The sequence below is a fragment of the Flavobacterium sp. LHD-80 genome, from assembly GCF_030929605.1.
Classification (GTDB): Bacteria; Bacteroidota; Bacteroidia; order Flavobacteriales; family Flavobacteriaceae; genus Flavobacterium.
In genome coordinates, this window is record NZ_JAVFVS010000014.1 from 57,217 (window position 1) to 78,252 (window position 21,036).

General features: G+C 34.0%; 15 protein-coding genes. 5 read left to right on the forward strand and 10 right to left on the reverse strand.

Translation table 11 applies throughout. The annotated features are described in order from the left end of the window. Window positions 1-78: 78 nt before the first annotated feature. The 3 genes from RB619_RS20530 to RB619_RS20540 form a co-directional block, all read right to left on the reverse strand. Entirely contained in the window at window positions 79-1,359 is a 1,281-nt protein-coding gene (locus RB619_RS20530; protein ID WP_308100971.1) for a hypothetical protein, read from the reverse strand. Between the two features lie 76 nt (window positions 1,360-1,435). After that, window positions 1,436-1,813 carry a hypothetical protein gene (locus RB619_RS20535; protein ID WP_308100972.1) on the reverse strand — a complete coding sequence of 126 codons (378 nt, stop codon included), beginning with the start codon at window positions 1,811-1,813 and terminating at the stop codon, window positions 1,436-1,438. Between the two features lie 782 nt (window positions 1,814-2,595). Then, window positions 2,596-3,390 (reverse strand): polysaccharide lyase, encoded by a 795-nt coding sequence (locus RB619_RS20540; RefSeq protein ID WP_308100973.1) that lies wholly within the window; start codon window positions 3,388-3,390, stop codon window positions 2,596-2,598. 650 nt (window positions 3,391-4,040) lie between these two features. On the opposite strand from RB619_RS20540, the gene RB619_RS20545 reads away from it, so the two are divergent. Together RB619_RS20545 and RB619_RS20550 are read left to right on the forward strand one after the other, a co-directional pair. Next, complete coding sequence (locus tag RB619_RS20545) at window positions 4,041-7,754, forward strand: family 10 glycosylhydrolase (RefSeq protein ID WP_308100974.1); 3,714 nt, start codon at window positions 4,041-4,043, stop codon at window positions 7,752-7,754. A 131-nt stretch (window positions 7,755-7,885) separates the two neighbouring features. Next, window positions 7,886-11,392 (forward strand): N-acetylmuramoyl-L-alanine amidase, encoded by a 3,507-nt coding sequence (locus tag RB619_RS20550; RefSeq protein ID WP_308100975.1) that lies wholly within the window; start codon window positions 7,886-7,888, stop codon window positions 11,390-11,392. A 311-nt stretch (window positions 11,393-11,703) separates the two neighbouring features. Here the strand turns inward: RB619_RS20550 and hmpA are convergent, their stop codons facing one another. Beyond that, window positions 11,704-12,915 carry an NO-inducible flavohemoprotein gene (gene hmpA / locus RB619_RS20555; RefSeq protein WP_308100976.1) on the reverse strand — a complete coding sequence of 404 codons (1,212 nt, stop codon included), beginning with the start codon at window positions 12,913-12,915 and terminating at the stop codon, window positions 11,704-11,706. Window positions 12,916-13,177: 262 nt separating this feature from the next. On the opposite strand from hmpA, the gene RB619_RS20560 reads away from it, so the two are divergent. From RB619_RS20560 to RB619_RS20570, 3 genes are all read left to right on the forward strand, one after another. Continuing rightward, the gene (locus RB619_RS20560; protein ID WP_308100977.1) at window positions 13,178-13,795 is read left to right on the forward strand and encodes a hypothetical protein; all 618 of its coding nucleotides are present in this window, start codon (window positions 13,178-13,180) and stop codon (window positions 13,793-13,795) included. 77 nt (window positions 13,796-13,872) lie between these two features. Beyond that, window positions 13,873-14,331 (forward strand): RNA methyltransferase, encoded by a 459-nt coding sequence (locus tag RB619_RS20565; RefSeq protein ID WP_308101020.1) that lies wholly within the window; start codon window positions 13,873-13,875, stop codon window positions 14,329-14,331. A gap of 138 nt (window positions 14,332-14,469) precedes the next feature. Next, window positions 14,470-15,426 carry an aldo/keto reductase gene (locus tag RB619_RS20570; protein WP_308100978.1) on the forward strand — a complete coding sequence of 319 codons (957 nt, stop codon included), beginning with the start codon at window positions 14,470-14,472 and terminating at the stop codon, window positions 15,424-15,426. Between the two features lie 158 nt (window positions 15,427-15,584). On the opposite strand, the gene ilvN is transcribed toward RB619_RS20570, so the two are convergent. The 6 genes from ilvN to RB619_RS20600 all read right to left on the reverse strand — a co-directional run bounded on the left by ilvN (window position 15,585) and on the right by RB619_RS20600 (window position 20,278). Further along, on the reverse strand, window positions 15,585-16,088 hold the full coding sequence (ilvN, locus tag RB619_RS20575; protein ID WP_308100979.1) for an acetolactate synthase small subunit: 504 nt from the start codon (window positions 16,086-16,088) through the stop codon (window positions 15,585-15,587). Window positions 16,089-16,496: 408 nt separating this feature from the next. Further along, window positions 16,497-17,435, reverse strand: coding sequence for a ring-cleaving dioxygenase (locus tag RB619_RS20580; protein ID WP_308100980.1), 939 nt, complete (start codon window positions 17,433-17,435; stop codon window positions 16,497-16,499). A 478-nt stretch (window positions 17,436-17,913) separates the two neighbouring features. Beyond that, window positions 17,914-18,264, reverse strand: a complete 351-nt coding sequence (locus RB619_RS20585; RefSeq protein ID WP_308100981.1) for a hypothetical protein — start codon at window positions 18,262-18,264, stop codon at window positions 17,914-17,916. Further along, a complete protein-coding gene (locus RB619_RS20590) occupies window positions 18,264-18,884 on the reverse strand; it encodes a dienelactone hydrolase family protein (RefSeq protein WP_308100982.1) in 621 nt (206 codons plus the stop codon). The genes RB619_RS20585 and RB619_RS20590 overlap by 1 nt, the downstream gene beginning before the upstream one ends. Window positions 18,885-18,912: 28 nt before the next feature. Further along, window positions 18,913-19,203, reverse strand: a complete 291-nt coding sequence (locus tag RB619_RS20595) for a GNAT family N-acetyltransferase (RefSeq protein WP_308100984.1) — start codon at window positions 19,201-19,203, stop codon at window positions 18,913-18,915. A gap of 259 nt (window positions 19,204-19,462) precedes the next feature. Beyond that, complete coding sequence (locus RB619_RS20600; RefSeq protein WP_308100985.1) at window positions 19,463-20,278, reverse strand: alpha/beta hydrolase; 816 nt, start codon at window positions 20,276-20,278, stop codon at window positions 19,463-19,465. Window positions 20,279-21,036: the final 758 nt, after the last annotated feature.

A 21,036-nucleotide genomic window follows, 5' to 3' on the forward strand; every position in this document is an offset into this window, starting at 1 on the left:
ATGCACGTGTGAAGAGAAAATGAAATGATATAAAAAAAACCAGTAGTCTAATCGATTACTGGTTTTTTTATTTATTTTTTAGTTAGTTAAGTTTTGGCTTTTAATTCTAAAATCAGGCTTTTTTCTTATGGATGAATTGGCAAATAATTCATCATTTTTAACCTTTACAAAATCGATTCCAAATTGTTTTCCTTGATACCAATTACTTATGAAAGAATTGGTAGCAGTGTTTTGAGTTGTTCCAATAATCTTGGTATCATTGATAAGCAACTCTTTTAAAGTTATTTTCTCCAAATATTCATCAGAAATTGTAACGGTATCTGAAAATATGATGAGGTGGCTAAATCCTGAAATTACTGAATTGGTCAATGTCAAAAAAGTATTTTCACGAATTAATATTGCTTCGTGTTTAAGTCCATCAGTATCAGAATTAATATCCTCGGTATGCATCATTGTAATATTTGTTGCATTTACTCGGGTCATTTCTTTTTTGCTGTCTAAAACTTCGCCTTTTCTAGTGTCGACTGTTTCCATCTCAAAACATCGAGATCCGTAACTGTCTGATAAGAATGGACTTCTAATTGCGATACTGTTTGAGAGATTGCATTGAACGCCTTGGGTAAAATCAAAATCATCATCTGCGGAGCGCATAGATACTAAATTGCTGGCATTTACATATCCTCCGTAGAATTGAAAAGAATCCTCATCAGATGACGTAACCTGGATATATTCTAATTTTGTTTTGCTTCCAACCCCAGCTAACGATAAGCCGTTTATAGGTTTGTTGGCAGATGTTCTTTTGCCTGAAAACTCAATTCTAACATATTTTAAAATTCCAGAATCGCTTTCTTTGTTATCACCGCCATAAAGGGCCTGATGTGGATCAAGTTCGAAGTCTAAAGTAGCAATTCCTCCAGTTTTGTTAATTGGGGCATCTCCTAAAATGATAATGCCTCCCCAATCACCCGGGTTTCTGTCTCCTGAGTTCTTGTTAGAGGTAAAAATAATTGGATCTGTTTCAGTGCCTTCGGCTATAATTTTGGCTCCTTTTGTAATTACTAATGTAGTTAAGGTCTTAGTATCACACCTTATGACGGTGCCGGGCTGAATGGTTAAAGTTGCATTGGGGGCAACATAAACGGTACCGACCAATAGGTAGACATTTTCTTTTTTTAATGTCATGTTTGCCGTAATCACACCGTTTATAATTATGTCGGCTTCATTATAATTGGCGGTTTTGGGATTAAAATTTGTCCACATATTCAGCCAATTGGTATCGCCGGAAATACCTTTAGTGTTTTGTGCTTTAATTAGGATTGTGAAAGTAAAAAATACGAGTAACATTAATTTCTTTTTCATAATTTTCTTTTTTTAAATTAGTTTAAAAAAAAGGACAACCTTCAAAAAAGTCGGCCATTTCACAATTTCAAATCGATTATAATTTAGAAGCGATCTCTTTTTTGTATTTGTTAAGAGTTGCTTTTGTCATTCCTAAATTTGCTTTGGTTGAATCAACTGCTAGATAAATCATATATAGGTTATTCTCAGAAATATCTATAATATGAATTTGAGAAGATAAAGTAATCATGATATCCGAAACTACCTGATTTTTCAATCCTAATGCACTTACAGCATTCATTTTTGCTTTTACAACTTCAAGGTTGAAAGCAGAAGCTAATTCAGGATCAAAATCGGCTACTGCTGAAAGTGAAAAGTAGGACATTCCTGTTTGAATTTCTGCAATTGAAACTGCGATGAAACCTGGTACATTTTTTTCTAGATCACTTCCGAATTGTTTTAAAAAGTCTGACATAATTGGGTATATTTAATTAGTTTATAATTTGTTTTTCAACTTCATTGTTGACTTCACAAATATATTTTGAAAAGTTTGTGGCGGTCTTTTTTTGCGAAATTGAATTCTCCTTTTTTTCTTACTTTTTTTTGAGTTGCAACTTTTTATTTCAGATTTTTCATATAAAAGCTTGATAATAATAAGCTTACAAATTATTTTTTTCAATCCATTTAGTGGGTAATTTTCAAAATATTCAATTTTTTTGATTTCTAGGTTTAATTATTTGATAATGAGGTAATTGAGTTTTATTTTTTTAACCACTCAATGGTGTGAGAATTTTCTTTTTATTTACGTTTGTTTTTGTAAGTATTTGTTTTTGAATCATTTGTGTTTTATTTGGCATTTTTTAAGCCTTTTAGTGGTGTTGGTTTTATAAAAAAACTTTTTTAGAAATTGATTTTGTAAGAAGAATTAAAAAATGAGTTTGAGAAACAAGTATTTTTACGTAGGGGAGTAGTGTGGGGTTTTATTCATTTTAGTCGTTTTTTGAAATCAGAAGAAAAAAAGCTAAAATTTTTGATGGAAAATTGGTGTCTAAAAATGATGAATTCCTTTTAGTTTGATTTTATTTTATTCAAATTCTCCGAAAATTAATTAAGAAATATTTTGGATTAACTTTCGATTGCAATCATGTCTATGGCAAATTTGGAACCTATTAATAGGTATAAATAAAAACTCCAATGTTGTTATTAGTTATAATAAACAACATTGGAGCTGATTTTATTCGGTATGATTAAGACGTTTTAAAGAGCGTCCCAAGATGCACTAGGATAATATATAGAACTTGTTACCGGTGCTTTCCAGTACTCTTGACTGCCTCCACGGAAGGTATGCAGACTTACAGCATTTACGTTTCGTTTAGAATCGTTAGTCACCCAGCGAATTTTTTGATTCAATATTTCCGTACCATTTACATAATATTTCACATATCCATCGGTATTAGATCCCGTATTTAACTTAACAGATATTTGACAGTTATAGGTAACTCCTTCTTGTATATAGTATTTTTTTCCAAAGTCGTTTCCATATTGTCCAGGCTGGTCTCTATAATATACGTATGGTTGCAAATAAGCGCCACTTCCTTTTGCAGTATTTGATCCATTTGGACAATACCACATAAATCGTGCACTACCGCCATTTCCATCCCATCCTGGATCACCGCCAGTATTTTGATCGCCAATTAAGATGCCGTATCCACATTTACCACCTCTGCTCCAATAAAATCCAGAGTTAAATTTCATTTGGAACCAAACGGTGTAAACGCCCGTTGACCAAACGCCATACGATGTGCACAAACCACCAGGACAGGATAATGTGTTGGTTGACAAAGTAATTGTTCTGGCTCCAGCGCTTCCAGCTAATGCCGCGGCTGCCGCGACGGCTTCTTTTTTAGTGTTTTGTGACACGTTTTTCTCAACGATTTGTGTTTCGTCTTTAATACTGCTTTGTGGCGCATTTAAATCTTGTTCCTTTTCACATGAATTAAACACTAATACTGCAATAAACAGCAAACTAGTAACTTTCAATAGTTTTTTCATTTTAAATTTTTTAAGGTTAGTAAATGATAGATAGTAATTACTTCATTGATAATGAGGCAGAAATATTTTCTATTTCTCAAAATTGGTTCCAATGCGATTAGTAATTGTACTACAAAGTTGATTAATAACAACTTACAAAGGGAGGAGAAAAGTACGATTTTGGGTACATAAAAATCCACTCATGAATTTTAAGCAAATTTTGAAGATTTGTAAAATGATATTATTAAAAATAATGCTAAAAAAATGTGGACTATTTAAATAATTAAGAATTTGATGTGATATGTAGTAAACAGTGACACTAAGAGTTATTTCAATTAGCTCTAATTTTCAAATCGAAAACATTAATTATCAATAAAACACTAAGTTTCTAAAAATTACGGAACTAACTTCTTTTTTTGTTTCAAAACGTTTCTTATGTGTAGTATTTTTCTTTAAAAATTAAAAATCTCTAAATTTTTAAAATATTTTATTAACAATTGTGGATAATAGTTAGAAAAATTCATCCTAGTATTTATCAGGTTTTGTGCATTATTGAAGTTAATATTTGCGTTATTTTGCATGTTTTAACTTAAAAAGTTGAATTAAACCTAGTTTTTTTGCGTGTTTTTTGTGATATATTTACTTTAATTAAACTTAAAACAACCAAATCTATGAAGCAAAAATTACTCAATTTATTCTTTTTAATAGTTGTTAATGGTCTCATGTTAGGCCAAGGAACCAATATTCTGCCGGGCTGTTCTAATAGTGGTGCAGAAATAAGTGCAAGTCCTAAAGTCGATTTAAGAGGTACCTATTTAACCTCAGTTTACAACTTAGATTGGCCAAGCAATAGAACTGCAACTCCTGCAGTTCAACAAGCAGAGTTGATCACCATTCTGGATAAATTGGTTCTTACCGGAATCAATACCGTTTATTTTCAAGTTCGACCAGAATGTGATGCTCTTTATAATTCATCAATAGAACCTTGGTCGTATTGGCTAACGGGGACTCAAGGTGTAGCGCCAAATCCTTTATGGGATCCTCTGAGTTTTGCTATTACTGAATGTAGAAAACGAGGATTGGATTTACATGCATGGCTAAACCCTTATCGTGCAAGTGTTGGAGGTTATACTTTGGCTAATAATCACGTTTCTAAATTAAATCCTTCTTGGGTTTTTACAGCTTCAAACAATGCTAATCTTAAAATTTTGAATCCAGGTTTGCCTGCTGTAAAAAACTACATTATAAGTATTGTACAAGATATTGCGTCGCGTTATGATATTGACGGAATTGTTTTTGACGATTATTTTTATCCAGATCAAGGGATGGCAAACAATCAAGATGCAGCAACTTATGCAAATAATAACCCGACAGGAATAAGCAATATTGATGATTGGCGCCGTGATAACGTGAATAAAATGATTGCCGGTGTTTATGACGCTTTGCAAGTTATTAATGCTACTAATAATAAAAATATTGTTTTTGGTGTTGCTCCGTTTGGTATCTGGAAAAGTGGTGTTCCTGCTGGAATTGTTGGAAATCCTTCCTATAGTGCCTTATATTGTGATCCAATAAATTGGTTGCAAAACGGAAAAGTCGATTTTATTTCGCCTCAGTTATATTGGAAAATAGGAGGCTCTCAGGATTATATTAAACTTTCGCAATGGTGGAACGATCAAGCAGCAACTTATGGCAGACATTTATATGTTAGTCAAGGTTACGATCGATTGCCAAGTACTTCCTCTCAAAATTGGCCAGCTTCGGAAATTCAAAATCAAATTGATCAAAATAGAATTCCAGGCATGACCAATACTTTTGGACAGACTTCTTATTCGACTCAATTTATAATGAGCAATGAAAAAGGAATCGCAACAACGTTACAAAATAATCAATATAAGTTTAAATCTTTTCCGCCATCAATGCCATGGAAAGATAATGTGTGTCCGTTGGAGCCAACAAACATCAGATTTGAAGGAAATATTCTGAAATGGGATGCTCCAGTTGCCGCAAGTGATGGTGATTTGGCAATAAAATATGTCGTGTATGCATTTGCCACACAGGCCGATATTCCGAATTTTAAACAAGACGGAACCAAAGTTTTGGATATTGTAAATCCAACTCAAATTACCTTGACGACAGCTCAGTTGACAGCTCCAAATAATTATTTCTTGGTAACAGCTTTGGATAAGAACAACAACGAAAGCGCCAATATTACTGGTGTTTCCTATAGCACTTTGCCTGCTGCACCAGTAGCTGTAAGCCCAACGGAAGGACAATTGTATGTGAATTCTCCAGTAAATTTTTCATGGAGTTCTACGGTTACAAATGGAGATTATCGTATTCAGGTTTCGAAATCTGCAACAGGATGGACAGAAGCAAACGGATTTACAAGTGCTACAACTCCAAATTCAACCGTTGTTGTAAATGATGTTATGAATACAACTATGAGTTATGTTTGGAACCAAACCAACGCTGCAGTTTATGAAGCTCCGATAGGAGGAACAACTTATTATTATACGATAAGAAGTTATAGTGCGGCAACGGGAACTTCAAAATATTCACTTCCTATAAGCTTTACTCCAAAAAGTGCTAATTGTACAGTACCGGGAACGACCGTTATTACCGTTGATAATCTTGATGCAACACTTGTTGGATCTTGGACAGCAACAGCTGCAACATCCGGTTTTGTTGGGACAAATTATATTCACGATGGCGATACCGCGAAAGGTACAAAAACAGCAACTTTTACCCCAACAATTGCGCAAAGAGGGAAGTACGAAGTTTTCATAAATCATACAGCTGGAACCAATCGTGCGAATAATGTTCCTGTGGATATCATTCACGAAAGTGGTACAACAACCGTTCCTGTAAATCAGCAAATTAATAATGGTACTTGGATTTCTTTAGGAACCTATAATTTAAGTGCGGGTACTACTAATAAAGTTGTAATTCGTACGACAGGTACTTCGGGCGTAGTTATTGCAGATGCCGTTCGATTCTATTTTATAGATTGTTTGCCAGATGCGACACCACCCGTAGCAGATTTTACACCAGCTTCGGCAACACTATGCGCAGGACAAACGGTTACTTATACTAATGCTTCAACTAATGCGACTTCTTACAGCTGGTCATTTCCGGGTGGAACGCCAAGTACGAGTACTGCTGCAAATCCGGTTGTAACTTATAATACCGCCGGAACTTATAATGTTGCTTTAACGGCGACAAATGGGGCAGGATCGAATACGAAAAATTTAACGAATGTTATTACCGTAAATCCGTCTGGAACAGTTACCGCTGGGTTTACCGCTCCTTATTCAGAAGTGGCAACGGGCGAAAATATGACATTGACAAATACTTCTACAGGCGCTACAACTTATGCGTGGACTTTTCCTAATGGTTCTCCAGCAACAAGCACCGCAGCAAATCCGACAGTGAATTTTACAACGACAGGAACTAAAACTATTACGTTGGTAGCCTCAAATTCTTGCGGAAGTACTACTTATACAATGACAATTTGTGTGGGAACAAATACAAAAACTACACTGGAAACTTTTGAAAGTTCGGCGGGAAGATTTACTAGTATTCCAACGGCATCAGGTTCGACTACAGGAATTGCGACAACATCAACATTGGCAAGAGCAACTGATAGTTTCAAAAATGGAACAGCAAGTTTAAAAGCAGTTTTGAATGATAATACAACGGTAACAACTAACTGGTTAGTGCGTTTGCTTTCTGGCGGAGGAACTCCTGCAAATAATCAAGCTTTTGTGGGGAATCAAGGATCATTCGGATTTTGGCTGAAAACAAGTACGGCAAATGCAGGAGCAACTGTAACAGCTTGGATTGATGATGTTGATGGCTTAGAAGAATTGCCTCCTCTTGCCATTATCAACAACGGAACTTGGAATTACTATGAATGGTTTTTACCAACGGCAGTAGGAACAACAATTACAACAGGAAATGGAGTTGTTGGTGGCGCTTCGGTAACATTGGATGCTATTGTCATCAAACAAAACAATACTGCAACGACAATGACGGTTTGGATTGATGATATTCAACACAATTATATTTCAGCTTGTTCTGGAACTAGAAAAATGTCGAAAGAAGAGGATGTTGCAACGATTGAAGAGACTGAAGATATTAAAGTTTCTGATGAGTTAATCGTGTATCCAAATCCAACCAATGGAATATTGAATTTGAAATTGGATACCAATATAAAATCGGATGTTCGATTATTTAATGTTTCAGGACAACAAATGTTAAATGCCACTTTTGAAGGTACAGAACAGCAACTTGATCTAAATAATTTTGGACAAGGAATTTATCTTCTTCAGGTTACAACCGATGGGAAAATCACAACTAAAAAAATCATTTTAAATAAGTAATTGTTGTTTTTGGATTAAAAGACCGCCAGTGAATTGGCGGTTCTTTTTATGTTTAAAAATTTACTTTTTTATGTAATTTCTTATTATTAACCCTAACCAATGTAAACTATTTATTAACAAAAGACAAAAGTATGAAGAAAAACAAACCTACTAATTTACGAAACCAAATTGCCTCAATTCTGGTTTTATTTAGTGTTGCAATTGGTTTGGCGCAGACAACGCCGGACTCAAAAAAAGCAAGTGACGCACAGCTGTATTCTTTGGCCGACAAGTATTTAAAATCTTCTATCAAAAAAGAAGTTAAGCCAAATGGAGAAGTATTTCTGCAAAGAGATATGGATGATTATTTGGCTTTAACAAACAAAAAAAATGTTTCGACTCAAAAACCAAATGCTGCGCAAAAGCATGATGAATTGGATTGTGATCACAACGGAGAACTTTTAAAAGAATACTTAAATAGACCACAACCTTCTGTTGCAACAATGGCTAAATATTTTGCCGATGCAAGCAAGGAATTTGGAGTTCCCGTAGAAATTTTGATGGCTGCAGGACAAGTACAAAGTAACTGGGTACAGGTATCTTCTTCTTTCTACGGTTCTTGGGGCGTAATGGGATTGATTGAAAGCGACTATAACAACCAAATTGCTGTAGCCGCAAAATTAATCAAATCTACTCCAGAAGCTATAAAAACAGATGCGAAAACCAATATTAGAGCAGCGGCCGCTTTACTTAAGAGTTATCAAAAAAATGCAAATCCAAAAGGTTTGGAAGATTGGTTTGATGCCACTCGTGAATTAACTGGTTTGAAAGATGAAGCAATGAAGACTTCATTAGCAGAACGTTTTTTTAAAGTAATTAAAGAGGGATCAAAAACTGTAACACTTTGGAAAGAAATCATTGATATAAAAGGAAATGGAGTAACAATTTCATCAGCTAAAACTTCAAAAAGCAATACAGCAAAAGGAAGCGCGACTGAAGCAGTTATGGCTGTAGATTATCCAGGTGCTTTATCAAGAATTACAACTTGTAATTATGGTTCAGGCCGCAGCGGTTATGGTGTTGATTATTATTTTGTACACTATATGGCAACAGGAACTTATGAAGGCGCAATTTCTTGGTTTAGTGATTGTAGTAGAACGACTCCGTCTTCAGCTCATTATTGTATTCGTAATTCTGATGGGCAAATTTCTCAGGTTGTGCGTGAGGCAGATCGTGCATATGCACAAGGTGTAACGGGGGAACCGCAATGGAATGGAGCTGGAGTTAGTACAGAACACGAGGTTTTGTCTACTAACTTGGCAATGTGGGACAGTCAGCCCATGTTGAATGCGGCTGCAGATTTGGCAATTAATGTTTGCGACCGTTATGGGATTTCTAAAACCAGAAGAGTTAGTAACGGAAATCGTGCTATCTACGGGCATAATGACGTAAAATTATCAACAGATTGTCCTAATCTGACAACCGCTCGTTGGAATGTTTTATTAGGAAAAATTGCTGCAGGAGGAGTAACAAATGCTCCAACTCCTACAGCACCAACTGCTGGTCAAGTATATGTAAGTACTCCGGTAAACTTTACATGGGATTCTACAATTGCAACAGCAGATTATCGTATTCAGGTTTCTAAATCGAATACAGGTTGGAATGATACAGATGGATTTACAACCTCAACTTCACCAAATAGTACGGTAGTTGTGAATGATGTCGTAAATACTGTAAAAACGTATTCTTGGAATACAACAAATGCTGCAGTTGCAGAATCTCCAATTGGCGGAACTGTATACTACTATACAATTAGAAGTTATAGTGCTGCAACAGGAACTTCAAAATATTCAACTCCAGTAAGTTTTACGCCAAAAAGTGCTGGCTGTACTTTGCCAGGTTCAACTTCGATTACAGTAGACAATTTGGCAGCAACTTTGGTTGGAGCTTGGACTTCTACTGCTGCAACAGTGGGATATATTGGAACAGATTACATTCATGATGGCGATACTGGAAAAGGAACCAAATCGGCGACTTTTACTCCTTCAATTGCTCAAAGAGGTAAATATGAAGTATTCATCAACTTTACCGCAGGTACAAATCGTCCAACAAATGTTCCTGTAGATATTGTTCATGAAAATGGTACATCGACCGTTACCGTAAATCAGCAAATCAACAATGCAACTTGGGTTTCATTAGGAAGATACGATTTCAGCGCAGGTTCTGCTAACAAAGCTGTGATTCGCACGACAGGTACAACTGGAGTAGTTATAGCAGATGCTTTTAAATTTACTTTTATTGATTGTTTGCCTGAAAATACTGCTCCAATAGCTAATTTTACGCCTGCAACTGCTGCAGTTTGTGAAGGACAAACGGTAACATATACCAGTACTTCTACAAATGCAACTTCTTATAGCTGGTCATTTCCCGGAGGAACACCAAGCATAAGTACTGCGGCAAGTCCGGTAATTACTTATAACACTGCAGGAACTTATGATGCAAGTTTAACGGCTGTAAATAATGTCGGTTCTGATACTAAAACAGTAACCGGATTAGTAACAGTAAATCCTGCAGCGACTATTGTGGCAGGTTTCACAGCTCCTTTAGCAGAATTAGCAATAGGAGAGAGCATGACATTAACAAACACATCTACAGGAGCAACTACTTATGCTTGGACTTTCCCTAACGGATCTCCTGCAACGAGTACAGCTGTAAACCCATCAGTAAGTTTTACGACTTCAGGTACAAAAACGATTACTTTGGTAGCTTCTAACGCTTGCGGAAGTACTACTTATACAATGACGATTTGTGTGGGTACAAGCACAACTACTACATTAGAAACTTTTGAAGCTTCTGCAGGAAGATTTACACAAAGTCCAACAACTTCAGGTTCTACAGTTGGTATTGCAACAACTTCAACTTTAGCACGAGCTACAGATGGTTTCAAAAACGGTGCCGCTAGTTTAAAAGCAGTTTTAAATGACAATACTTCGGTAACAACAAACTGGTTAGTGCGTTTGCTTTCTGGCGGAGGAACTCCTGCAAGCAATCAGGCGTTTGTTGGTAATCAAGGATCTTTTGGTTTCTGGCTGAAAACAAGTACGGCAAACGCTGGAGCGGTTGTAACGGCTTGGATTGATGACGCTGACGGACTTGAAGAATTGCCTCCAATTGCGATCATAAATAATGGAACTTGGAATTACTACGAATGGTTTTTGCCAACGGCAGTGGGAACAACGATTACAACTGGAAACGGAATTGTAGGTGGCGCTTCTGTAACTCTGGATGCAATTGTCATCAAACAAAACAATACAGCTTCTACAATGACGGTTTGGATTGATGATATTCAGCACAATTATATTTCTGGATGTTCTGGAACTAGAAAAATGTTGGATGTTGCTGATGTTGAAGACATAAAAATTGCTGAAGGATTGGTGGTATATCCAAATCCAACAAACGGAATTTTGAATTTGAGTTTAGAAAACAACACAAAATCAGATGTTTATTTGTATAACATTTTAGGTCAGCAATTGTTGAACACAACTTTTGAAGGAAATGAAAAAGAACTTGATTTAAACAATTTGGATCAAGGAATTTATCTCCTTCAGGTCATAACCGATGGAAAAACATCAACAAAGAAAATCATTTTAAATAAATAGAATTTTAGTATTACTCGAACTCGTTAAACGATGTTTGAATGCTTATACTTTTTTAGATTTTCAAGTACAAAAAAGGCTGTCTCAAAACTGAGACAGCCTTTTCTTCTTATTTTCTATTTGAAAATATAATAAAGGAAAAGAAATTAGAAATCAAACCCGCAACAACCCAAGAACGCATCCAAAAAAAGAGAAAATTTGATCGATCTGTACAGTTTAAACAGGCAAGAGTCAGCGTGATAAATAAAGTTGTGATTAAATTTCTAAAAACTAAAAGCCAAGATTTCTTAATAGAGAATATGCTTGTTTTCACCTTAATTTAAATTGATTAATTGAGGACCAAATTCTTCGTAGAAAATGTTCTCGGTTTTAACATTCAAATTAAGCAATGTTTCGTATTGTGATTTAATAAACATTTCTGGACCGCAAATATAAAATTTAGCCTCATCCAATAATATTGCTTCTTTACATTTATAAAGATCAACACGGCCTTTAAAAATTTGATCAGATGAATTATCCAGATTTTCAAGTGTATCATAAAATGTAAAAGTATCGAGCCATTTTGCTTCTTGCTTTAAACTTGAAATCTGATTTTTAAATGCATGAACAGATTCATTTCTGCAACCATGAATCCAAACCGTTTTTTTATTTTGAAGTGCATTTAAATTAGTTTCAAGCATGCTCAACATTGGTGTAAAACCAACTCCGCCACTTATTAATACTAATGGATTTTGGGAATCTTTTTCTAAATGAAATATTCCCGCAGGAGAAGAAATAGAAACAACATCTCCTTCCAATTTAGAATGAAGCGTATTAGAAACCATTCCTGACGGATTTGAATCAATACCATTTTCTCTTTTTACCGAAATTCTGTAATATTCACTGTTAAAAGCGCTTGATAAACTATATTGTCTCGGTTGCAATAGATTTAATTCTTCTACAAACACTTGCACGCTTATAAATTGACCGGGATGAAAATCGGCAATTGCTTTACCATCTTCAGGATATAAATAGAAAGATTTTATCTCAGTTGATTCTTCGACTATTTTTTTAATTACGAATTTTCTCCAGCCATTCCAGCTTCCCGGTTTAGCTTCATTTTCTTGATACAATTCTTTTTCAAGATCAATCATAATTTGTGCAAGTTGGTAAAAGGCAACTGTCCAAGCTTCTAGAATTTCGGGTGTTGCAGCCTCGCCGACAACTTCTCCAATAGAAGCAATTAAATGCGTTCCCACAATTTTGTATTGATCGGGCTGAATATTAAGACTTCTGTGTTTGGTTCCGATTCCTTTAAGCACTCCCAAAAGGACACCAGGATTATCAATATTTTCGGCATAAGCAAGTACTGCATTTGCTAAGGCTGATTTTTGTTTACCATTGGCCTGATTTCCCATGTTAAACATATTTCGAAGTTCAGGATGATGTTTAAACATTCGGGCATAAAAGTAATTTGTTAGGTCTTCGCCGTTTGATCTTAAAATTGGAATCGTGGCTTTTATAAGCTCTTTTTGATCTGCATTCATTCTTTTGATATTTTGGATTAAATATTTGATTTGCTGAAATTGTCTTGTTTTTATTTCAGTAATGCAAATTTAGATTGCACCCAAAGCACAAGTTTATGATTGAAATCATAATTGAATATTTGATCAGATATCTTTAGTGAAAAAGATGGAAAACCAGAACTAATTAATTATTACAAGAACTGGACTATCAATAAGTTACTATTCATTATTAATTTTGAACTATAATTTTAATCGTAGAAATGTTTATCATAAAAAAATAGTCATGTCAAAATTTCATCTCAATATTAAAAATTTAGTTCAAGGAGAATTCAAAAAACAAAGAGTAAATATTGCATTTGTATTTCAAGTAAATTGTCCGGGTTGTTTTATATACGGAATTCCTATTATGAATGAACTTTACAGAGCATTTAGCAGTAAAGTTGGTTTTATTGGAGTTGCTACTGCTTTTGAAGATTTCGAATATAATAACGAAGCAAGTTTAAAACTACTTTTAGACAGTGGTACATTAGTTGGGGAAACTCAAAAATATTACAATACAAATTACGGGCTTTCTAATTATCCTGAGACGCTCAATTTTCCTGTAGCTTTTGATGAAATTGTTTCTTCCGAAGAATTCATCAATTCAGATAAGATTGAAACACTTTGTGATGTCATTCCTAATTTTGATAATTTTTCTGAAAATGAAAAAGAGACAATATTTCAAAAAGTAAGATCACATTATTCTCAGATACCTTTAATAGCGGAAACATTTACTATGAATCAATTAAGAGGTACTCCGTCATTTATTATTTTCGATGATAATTACACTATATTAGAACAGTACTTTGGCCATCAAAATGAGGAAAATTTAAAAATAAAACTGAACGATTTATTGAGTTAATTTCAAGGCTTTTGAAGCGGTTAATGCATCTCAACAAAAAATTGATTTTTGTACTAACAGTTTGTACTTTTGTCCCTATGAATGATAATTTTATAAATGAATATTTTGGCATAGGAATTCAAAATGGTAAAACACCTGAAAACTTGGGAGTTTTGTGGAGATCGGCCCAAAATTTAGGCGCTACTTTTATATTTACCATTGGTAATCGTTATGCCAAACAAGCATGTGATACTCATGATGCGGTAAAAGCAATTCCTTATTTCCATTACGAAACTTTTGAAGCTTTTTTCGAAAATTTACCAAAGGGAGCGCGTTTGGTTGGTGTTGAATTATCTGAAAATGCCTCCGATTTAGAAACCTTTGAACATCCAAGACGCTGTGTTTATTTATTGGGTGCAGAAGATCACGGATTGTCTAAAAAAGCAATGGATAAATGCCATCATTTGGTAAAATTTAAATCAGAAAAAAGTTTAAATGTGGCTGTAGCCGGAAGTATTATTATGTACGACAGAAATTTGTCGAAACCACGATCTTAAGAAAATTGACTTTCTTCAAAATATGTTATTTTTTTAAGATTTCTTCTAACTATTGTTTGTATTGAAAAATTAATATTCAGTTTAAAATATAATATATACTTTTATTAACTGATACGAATGGACTAACACACAAACGATATGAATTCTGAAAACCAAAAAAACGAAATAAACCGACGCAGATTTTTACAAAATACTGCAAAACTTGCCGCTGCCGGAATTTATATGAGCATGTTTGGTATGCCTAAATTATTCGGCAATACCATATTGGATATGGATATAAATGCTTCAAGCATTCCAGATGTTAAGCTGAATAACGGTTTAAGAATTCCTATGCTTGGGTTTGGTACTTATGGACTAAGTGGTGAAGTATGCCAGCGATCTGTAGCCGAAGCGATATCATCAGGATATCGTCTTATTGATACCGCAAAAGTGTATGGAAATGAAGAAGCCGTTGGCAGAGGAATAAAACAGAGTGGAGTAAATAGAAAGGAACTTTTTGTTACCTCAAAATTATGGGTTGATGATGCTGGTTATGAAAATGCTAAGAAAGGTTTTGAAGAGACACTAAGAAAATTAGAACTGGATTATCTGGATTTGTACCTTATACACCGTCCGCGTGGTGATGTAAAAGGATCTTGGAAGGCAATGGAAGAACTTTACAAAGCTGGAAAAATCAGAGCTATAGGAATAAGCAACTTTGATACAGACCAATTGGCAGATCTCTTGTCTTATGCTGAGGTAAAACCGGTTGTGAATCAGATCGAAACACATGCTTATTACCAACAGGGCAATGCATATAATTTGCTAAAGAAACATAATATCCAGATGGAAGCTTGGGCACCTTTTGCCGAAGGTCGCAACGGACTTTTTACAGATGAGGTAGTGACCAAAATTGCCAAAAAATATGGCAAGACCGTTGCTCAGGTAAATTTGAGATGGCATTATCAACGCGGAATTGTAGCTATTCCAAGATCTTCTCAAAAAGCTCATATTTTAGAAAATCTAAATATATTTGATTTCAAATTGAGTCATGAAGATATGATTGCAATTGAAAAGCTGGACTTAAATAAAACCCAGTTTCCAGAATGGACCTAAAACTATATTGTTCTGATCCTATTATAATAAAGCCTCTTTAATTGGAGGCTTTTTTTTTGTAGCTTAGTTTAATGTAAAAATAAAATTATATTTTATACATGGTGATAGTTTGCTTTTTGCGACTGTTTATAATTACCCGATTTACAATTATTTATACACTAATAAACATCGAAAGCTTCACTATTTCTTGTGATAGCAATTCTGGCCGTTTTTACAAATTCAATTAATCCATATTTCTTTAATTCGGTAGCCAAATTATTGATGTCATCTTCTTGTCCCGATACCTCAAATACAGTAAAATCTTTTTCAATTATTATAGATCGAGTATCATATTTTCTAAGTAACTGACTCCTATTTTCGTCATTTATGAAACTAGAAGTCCTTACTTTAAATAATCCCATTTGTTTCCATACGATATCTTCATTTGTGTTGCAGTAACAGCTATAAACCTCGATGATTTTTTCGATTTGAAGTGCAATATTTCTTGCGATTTCAAATGTTTCGTTTATAACGAGCGTGCATCTGTACATTTTTTCAATTTCACAAGCAGAGATATTGATGCTTTCTAAATTGATTTTTCGTCGCGAAAGTATAACAGTTATTTTATTAAGCAATCCCATTTGATCTTCTGTGTAGGCAGTTAAAGTATATTCTTGTTTCATTTAAAAAGTGTTTATGTATGTGAATGATTAGTAATTAGTGTTTTTTAGAAATAAAAAAAAACCTTTCTCATTAGGGACTGAGAAAGGTTTTTATTATGCAATAGAATCCCACCTCGTTATAATAGACGAATAATGATAATTGTGCTAATAATAATTTGTACCGAATTCTTCATGTATTTTTTAAATAAAAAAACCTCCCAAAGAGGGAGGTTTTAAATTGTATCTATGTACTTATTTATATAACATCCCTGCTCATTATCTAATGATAATAATGCTGATAATAATAGTGATGTTAATTAAGTTTTTCATTTTATATTTTGATCTGCGACAAATGTATTGATTTTTATATTCTTTAAAAAAGTTTTTTCTCAATTCTATGATTTCAGATCTTTAGTTTTCCTTTCAAAATTAGTTGATTTTTACCAAATGTGCCTCAATAGCCGCTCTATCAGATTCATATTGTGCAGGAAGTTTTAAGTTTTTCCCTAATTCTTCTAAACTTTCATCAACCATAAATCCAGGATTTTCGGTAGCAATTTCAAACAAAACGCCTCCTGGTTCTCTAAAATAAAGAGAGTGGAAATAATTTCTGTCAATTTGTGGTGTAATAGACAATCCGTAAGCTTCTATTTTTTCACGGAAATGCATTAAAATTTCGTCGTTTTGCACTCTAAAAGCCACATGATGAACTGTTCCGTTTGCACCTAAACCACGCTTTTCTTCTGGCAATTCTACCAAGTCAACAATTGCTGCATTTTGTACGGCATCGGTTGCATAACGGTAACGGTTAACATCTTGGTCAATTAATTTGTAACCAAATATTTCAGTTAAAACGGCCGCAGTTGCTTTAATGCTATTTAGCGTTAAAGTGATGTTATGAAATCCTCTTGTAGCCACGTCTGCTTTTACTTCGTCTGTTTCCCAAGGTTTTCTGTTGTCGTCTGTTTTAGATTCAATTAATTCTAATTTTAATCCATCGGGATCTAAAAAAGTAAGGTATTTTTCGCCGAATTTCTCAGCTGGTTTATTGTAAATGACATTGTATTTTTCAAAACGTTTTTGCCAGAAATCAAGACTTCCTTTTGGAACAGAATAACCAATTTCGGTTGCCATTCCAGAACCTTTTCGGCCTTGCTGAATTCCTTCTCCCCAAGGGAAAAATGTTAAGATTGTTCCTGCACTTCCAACTTCATCGCCAAAGTAAAAATGGTAAGTTCCCGGATCATCAAAATTTACCGTTTTTTTAATAAAACGTAATCCTAGTATATTAGAATAAAAATTAAAGTTGCGTTTAGCATCACCTGCAATTGCAGTAATATGGTGTAAGCCTAAAATTGTATTTTCCATGGTATTTTTTTATTTAGTTATTATTGATTTTCTTATACAAATTTACTTCCGTTATGGTTCTGCATCGATTAACCTAGATTAAGAAATAATAAACCGTTTCGTTTTCATTCATCAGTTAATAGCCAAATAGTATTCCAATTATGATAATTTGTTATTAGTCAAGTATTTGTCTGCTGTTTTTGGTTTGCAGTTCTACGATATATCGTAATTTTATGAATTGAAGCTTCTGTATTTAGAAAATCTATTGTAATTTAATTGTGGGGCTATTTCTTAAATTTACGAAAACACCACACGAATTGTTATTTATGGAAAAGCCTATAGATCAAATTGCAATTTTAATTAATCGATTGCAGGAAAGAGAATTTTTTTGACAAAGCTTTGCGAACTTTATATTTACAAACGCGATAAACACTATGGAAAAACTTTTGCGTGCTTTGCGGTTAAATTTTTTCTTGATAAAGAATATAGTGTTTAAAAATCATAATTTTATAAATATTGATTTTCGCAGTTTTGGTTCCAAATTTTTTGTTTTGTGACCTTTTCCTGTGGTGTCTTCAACAAGTAATATAGATCCTGTTTTAAAAGTTCTTTTTTCTCCCAATGAAGTTTCGATTTCTACACCTCCTTCTAATAAAACAATATATTGTCGATCTGGAGCATTATGAAAATCATAATCATAAGACGGACTAACTTCTCTGAAAACAATCGATTTTACAGGTTCATCATCAGATAAAAAACCGATATCGCCATTGTTTTTCAACGGAACTTCGAAGTCTTCAAAATGACTTTCGCCATTGGCATCGCTGTATACTCGTGTTATCGTAATCATTATTTTTTATTAAATACTAATGCATTAGCAGAATCTACTTCGTCTTGACTAATGGTATGTCCCATATTTGGATAGATTTTCTTTGTAACGTCTGCACCCATTTTTTCAAGAAGCGCTTCAGTTTCATTTACTCTTTCAACCGGAACGTGAAAATCAGGATCGCTTGTTCCGATGAAAATTGGTGTGTTTTCAAAATTTCCGGCGTAATGATTTTCATAGACTTTATCGCCAATAAGACCGCCTGTAAAAGCAACAACACCTCCATATTTTGCAGCATTTCTGGCAGTAAATTCTAAAGCCAGACAAGCGCCTTGCGAAAACCCAAGAAAATAGATATTCTCTTTCTCGATTCCGTTTTGTTGAATTGCGACAACAACCTGATGAATGGCATCTAATGATTTCGAAAAAGAAGGTTCATTTTCCTCAATTGGAACTAAAAATGAATAAGGATACCACGTTCTGTTTTCTGCCTGAGGTGCGACCAATGCAAAATCATTAACTCTAAGATGTTTTGCAATTGAAAGAATATCATGGGCACCCGCACCACGTCCGTGAATCATGATTAAGGCTTTTTTTGCTTCGTTTAATGGCACACCGTCTGTTAAAATTTCTAAACTCATACGTTTTGTTTTTTTAATTCTTAATCAATTACTTTTTCCAAATATCCTGATATTCATCCGGATGTCTTTTGAATTGTGCATGAACGTAAGGACAAAGTGGTAAAACCATCATTTTATTGGCACGAACATACGATACCATTTCTTCAAGAAGTTTCTTCGCATAACCTTTTCCTTCACCTTCTGGCTCAACTCCTGTATGGTAAACGGTTAGTAAATCATCTTTTATGCTTACTGTCATTTCACCTAATTTTTTATCTTCAACATAAAGATTGAAAGCACCGTGTTTTTTTTCGTCTAATTCTAATTTTATTGTTTCCATATTTATTTTTTATCTTGGTTTAGAACCACAAAGTTCGTTAAACTAGTAGTTAAGTCAACTTAATGTAGATTAATTATAATCTTGATTTATATCTAGTTTTTTCATTTTTGAATACAAAGTTTGTAGAAGTATTACCATATGTATTCAGCCATTGCAAGCTTCAGTAACGGTGTTGAAAGAGGGTTGTTGTAGAAAACGTATAATTTGAAAAGATTAAACTGTCTGTAAAAACGAGTCTTTGCAGACAGTTTTGATTGATTTATTTTATAAAAGCCAAAATATCATTGTTGATTGTTTCTGCCTCAGTAGTTGGCATTCCGTGTGGAAAGCCTGGATAAGAAATTAATTTTCCGTTTTTCAGCAATTCAGCGGATTTTGGTGCTTGATGATAAGGAACGATTTGGTCATCTTCTCCGTGTAATACAAGAACCGGAATGTCTAAGCTTTTAAGATCTTCTCTAAAATCTGTCTCAGAGAATGCTTTGATTCCTTCGTAATGTGCTAAAACAGAACCCATCATTCCCTGACGCCACCAATTTTGTTTAATTCCTTCCTGAACGGTTTGTCCTTCGCGGTTCCATCCATAAAAAGGAATTGGAAAATCATAAAAATATTGCGATCTCGTAAAGGCTGTTCCTTTTCTGATTTCGTCAAAAATAGACAAAGGCACTCCTTCAGGATTTGATTCGCTTTGAACCATAATTGGAGGTACAGCGCTAATGATTACTGCTTTTGAGATACGTCCTTTTCCGTATTTTGCAGCATAACGAATTACTTCACCGCCTCCTGTTGAGTGCCCCACATGAATGGCATTTTTTAAATCTAATGCCTCAACCAATTGCGCAATATCAGATGCGTAAGTTTCCATGTTGTTGCCTTCAGAAGTTTGGCTGGATCTACCGTGTCCGCGACGATCATGTGCAATAACTCTGTAACCTTTCTGAAGAAAAAACATCATTTGTGCATCCCAATCATCACTAGATAATGGCCATCCGTGGTGAAAAACTATCGGTTGACCTGTTCCCCAATCTTTGTAAAAAATTTCTGTTCCGTCTTGTGTTTTAAATGTACTCATTTTTTATAGTTTTAGATTAATAAATTCTTAGAGGTAAATGTGAAAAATCGTATAGTGATTAAATCGTTTTTGACTTAAAAGCTGTAGCGAATTTCTTTTACAAACTTACAGTAGGTGCGAAAGTTTGTTGATTAATGTAGATTAAGAAAAATGTTAATTTTCTATTTTATCTATTTCTATTTTAAAGGTAGCTACTTTTTTTGAGTTGTAATATTTAATGAATCATCTTCTGTAGATAAAACAGTAAATAATTCATATTCAGACTGATTGCACTGTTTTTGTGTGTGCCAAGATTGGAGGACTGGTAAGAAAAACATTTTTTTAGGTGTATACTTATCTGTTATATTCATGTTTGCATCTTTTTAATTAATAATAGGATGCCAGAAATAAACCAATGAGTATGCCGAAAGCAGAAAGACCCAAAAATCAAAGAGTTATCGTTTTATTAAGCTATTTTTTTTAACGATATATCGTAAAATTATGATTGTGATTTTTAAATAAGGTAAAAAAGCAACAGTATTATCTATTGAAGAAGAAAAAAGCAATTTTTAAAATCAAATAAAATGTAGTTTGTGGGAAAAAACGGTTTTATAGATTTTATTGTTTTAATGAAGTGATATGCCAATGCAAAGGCGTCTTTAAAAAAGTTAGTAAAGAAACCCAAGGGTTAGTACAAAAGCATATTTACAAAAATATAAAATAAACAGTCTTAACTTTTTGTGGCAAAAAAGGTATCCTTTCCATTTATATTTATTCTG

What these genes read in the sequence shown, in the direction of transcription:
- RB619_RS20535 (WP_308100972.1), bottom strand. Translation starts at nt 1,813, where the DNA reads ATGTCAGACTTTTTAAAACAATTCGGAAGTGATCTAGAAAAAAATGTA.
- RB619_RS20595 (WP_308100984.1), bottom strand. Translation starts at nt 19,203, where the DNA reads ATGGAAACAATAAAATTAGAATTAGACGAAAAAAAACACGGTGCTTTC.
- RB619_RS20580 (WP_308100980.1), bottom strand. Translation starts at nt 17,435, where the DNA reads ATGGAAAATACAATTTTAGGCTTACACCATATTACTGCAATTGCAGGT.
- RB619_RS20570 (WP_308100978.1), top strand. Translation starts at nt 14,470, where the DNA reads ATGAATTCTGAAAACCAAAAAAACGAAATAAACCGACGCAGATTTTTA.
- RB619_RS20545 (WP_308100974.1), top strand. Translation starts at nt 4,041, where the DNA reads ATGAAGCAAAAATTACTCAATTTATTCTTTTTAATAGTTGTTAATGGT.
- RB619_RS20585 (WP_308100981.1), bottom strand. Translation starts at nt 18,264, where the DNA reads ATGATTACGATAACACGAGTATACAGCGATGCCAATGGCGAAAGTCAT.
- RB619_RS20590 (WP_308100982.1), bottom strand. Translation starts at nt 18,884, where the DNA reads ATGAGTTTAGAAATTTTAACAGACGGTGTGCCATTAAACGAAGCAAAA.
- ilvN (WP_308100979.1), bottom strand. Translation starts at nt 16,088, where the DNA reads ATGAAACAAGAATATACTTTAACTGCCTACACAGAAGATCAAATGGGA.
- RB619_RS20540 (WP_308100973.1), bottom strand. Translation starts at nt 3,390, where the DNA reads ATGAAAAAACTATTGAAAGTTACTAGTTTGCTGTTTATTGCAGTATTA.
- RB619_RS20550 (WP_308100975.1), top strand. Translation starts at nt 7,886, where the DNA reads ATGAAGAAAAACAAACCTACTAATTTACGAAACCAAATTGCCTCAATT.
- RB619_RS20530 (WP_308100971.1), bottom strand. Translation starts at nt 1,359, where the DNA reads ATGAAAAAGAAATTAATGTTACTCGTATTTTTTACTTTCACAATCCTA.
- RB619_RS20600 (WP_308100985.1), bottom strand. Translation starts at nt 20,278, where the DNA reads ATGAGTACATTTAAAACACAAGACGGAACAGAAATTTTTTACAAAGAT.
- RB619_RS20565 (WP_308101020.1), top strand. Translation starts at nt 13,873, where the DNA reads ATGAATGATAATTTTATAAATGAATATTTTGGCATAGGAATTCAAAAT.
- hmpA (WP_308100976.1), bottom strand. Translation starts at nt 12,915, where the DNA reads ATGAATGCAGATCAAAAAGAGCTTATAAAAGCCACGATTCCAATTTTA.
- RB619_RS20560 (WP_308100977.1), top strand. Translation starts at nt 13,178, where the DNA reads ATGTCAAAATTTCATCTCAATATTAAAAATTTAGTTCAAGGAGAATTC.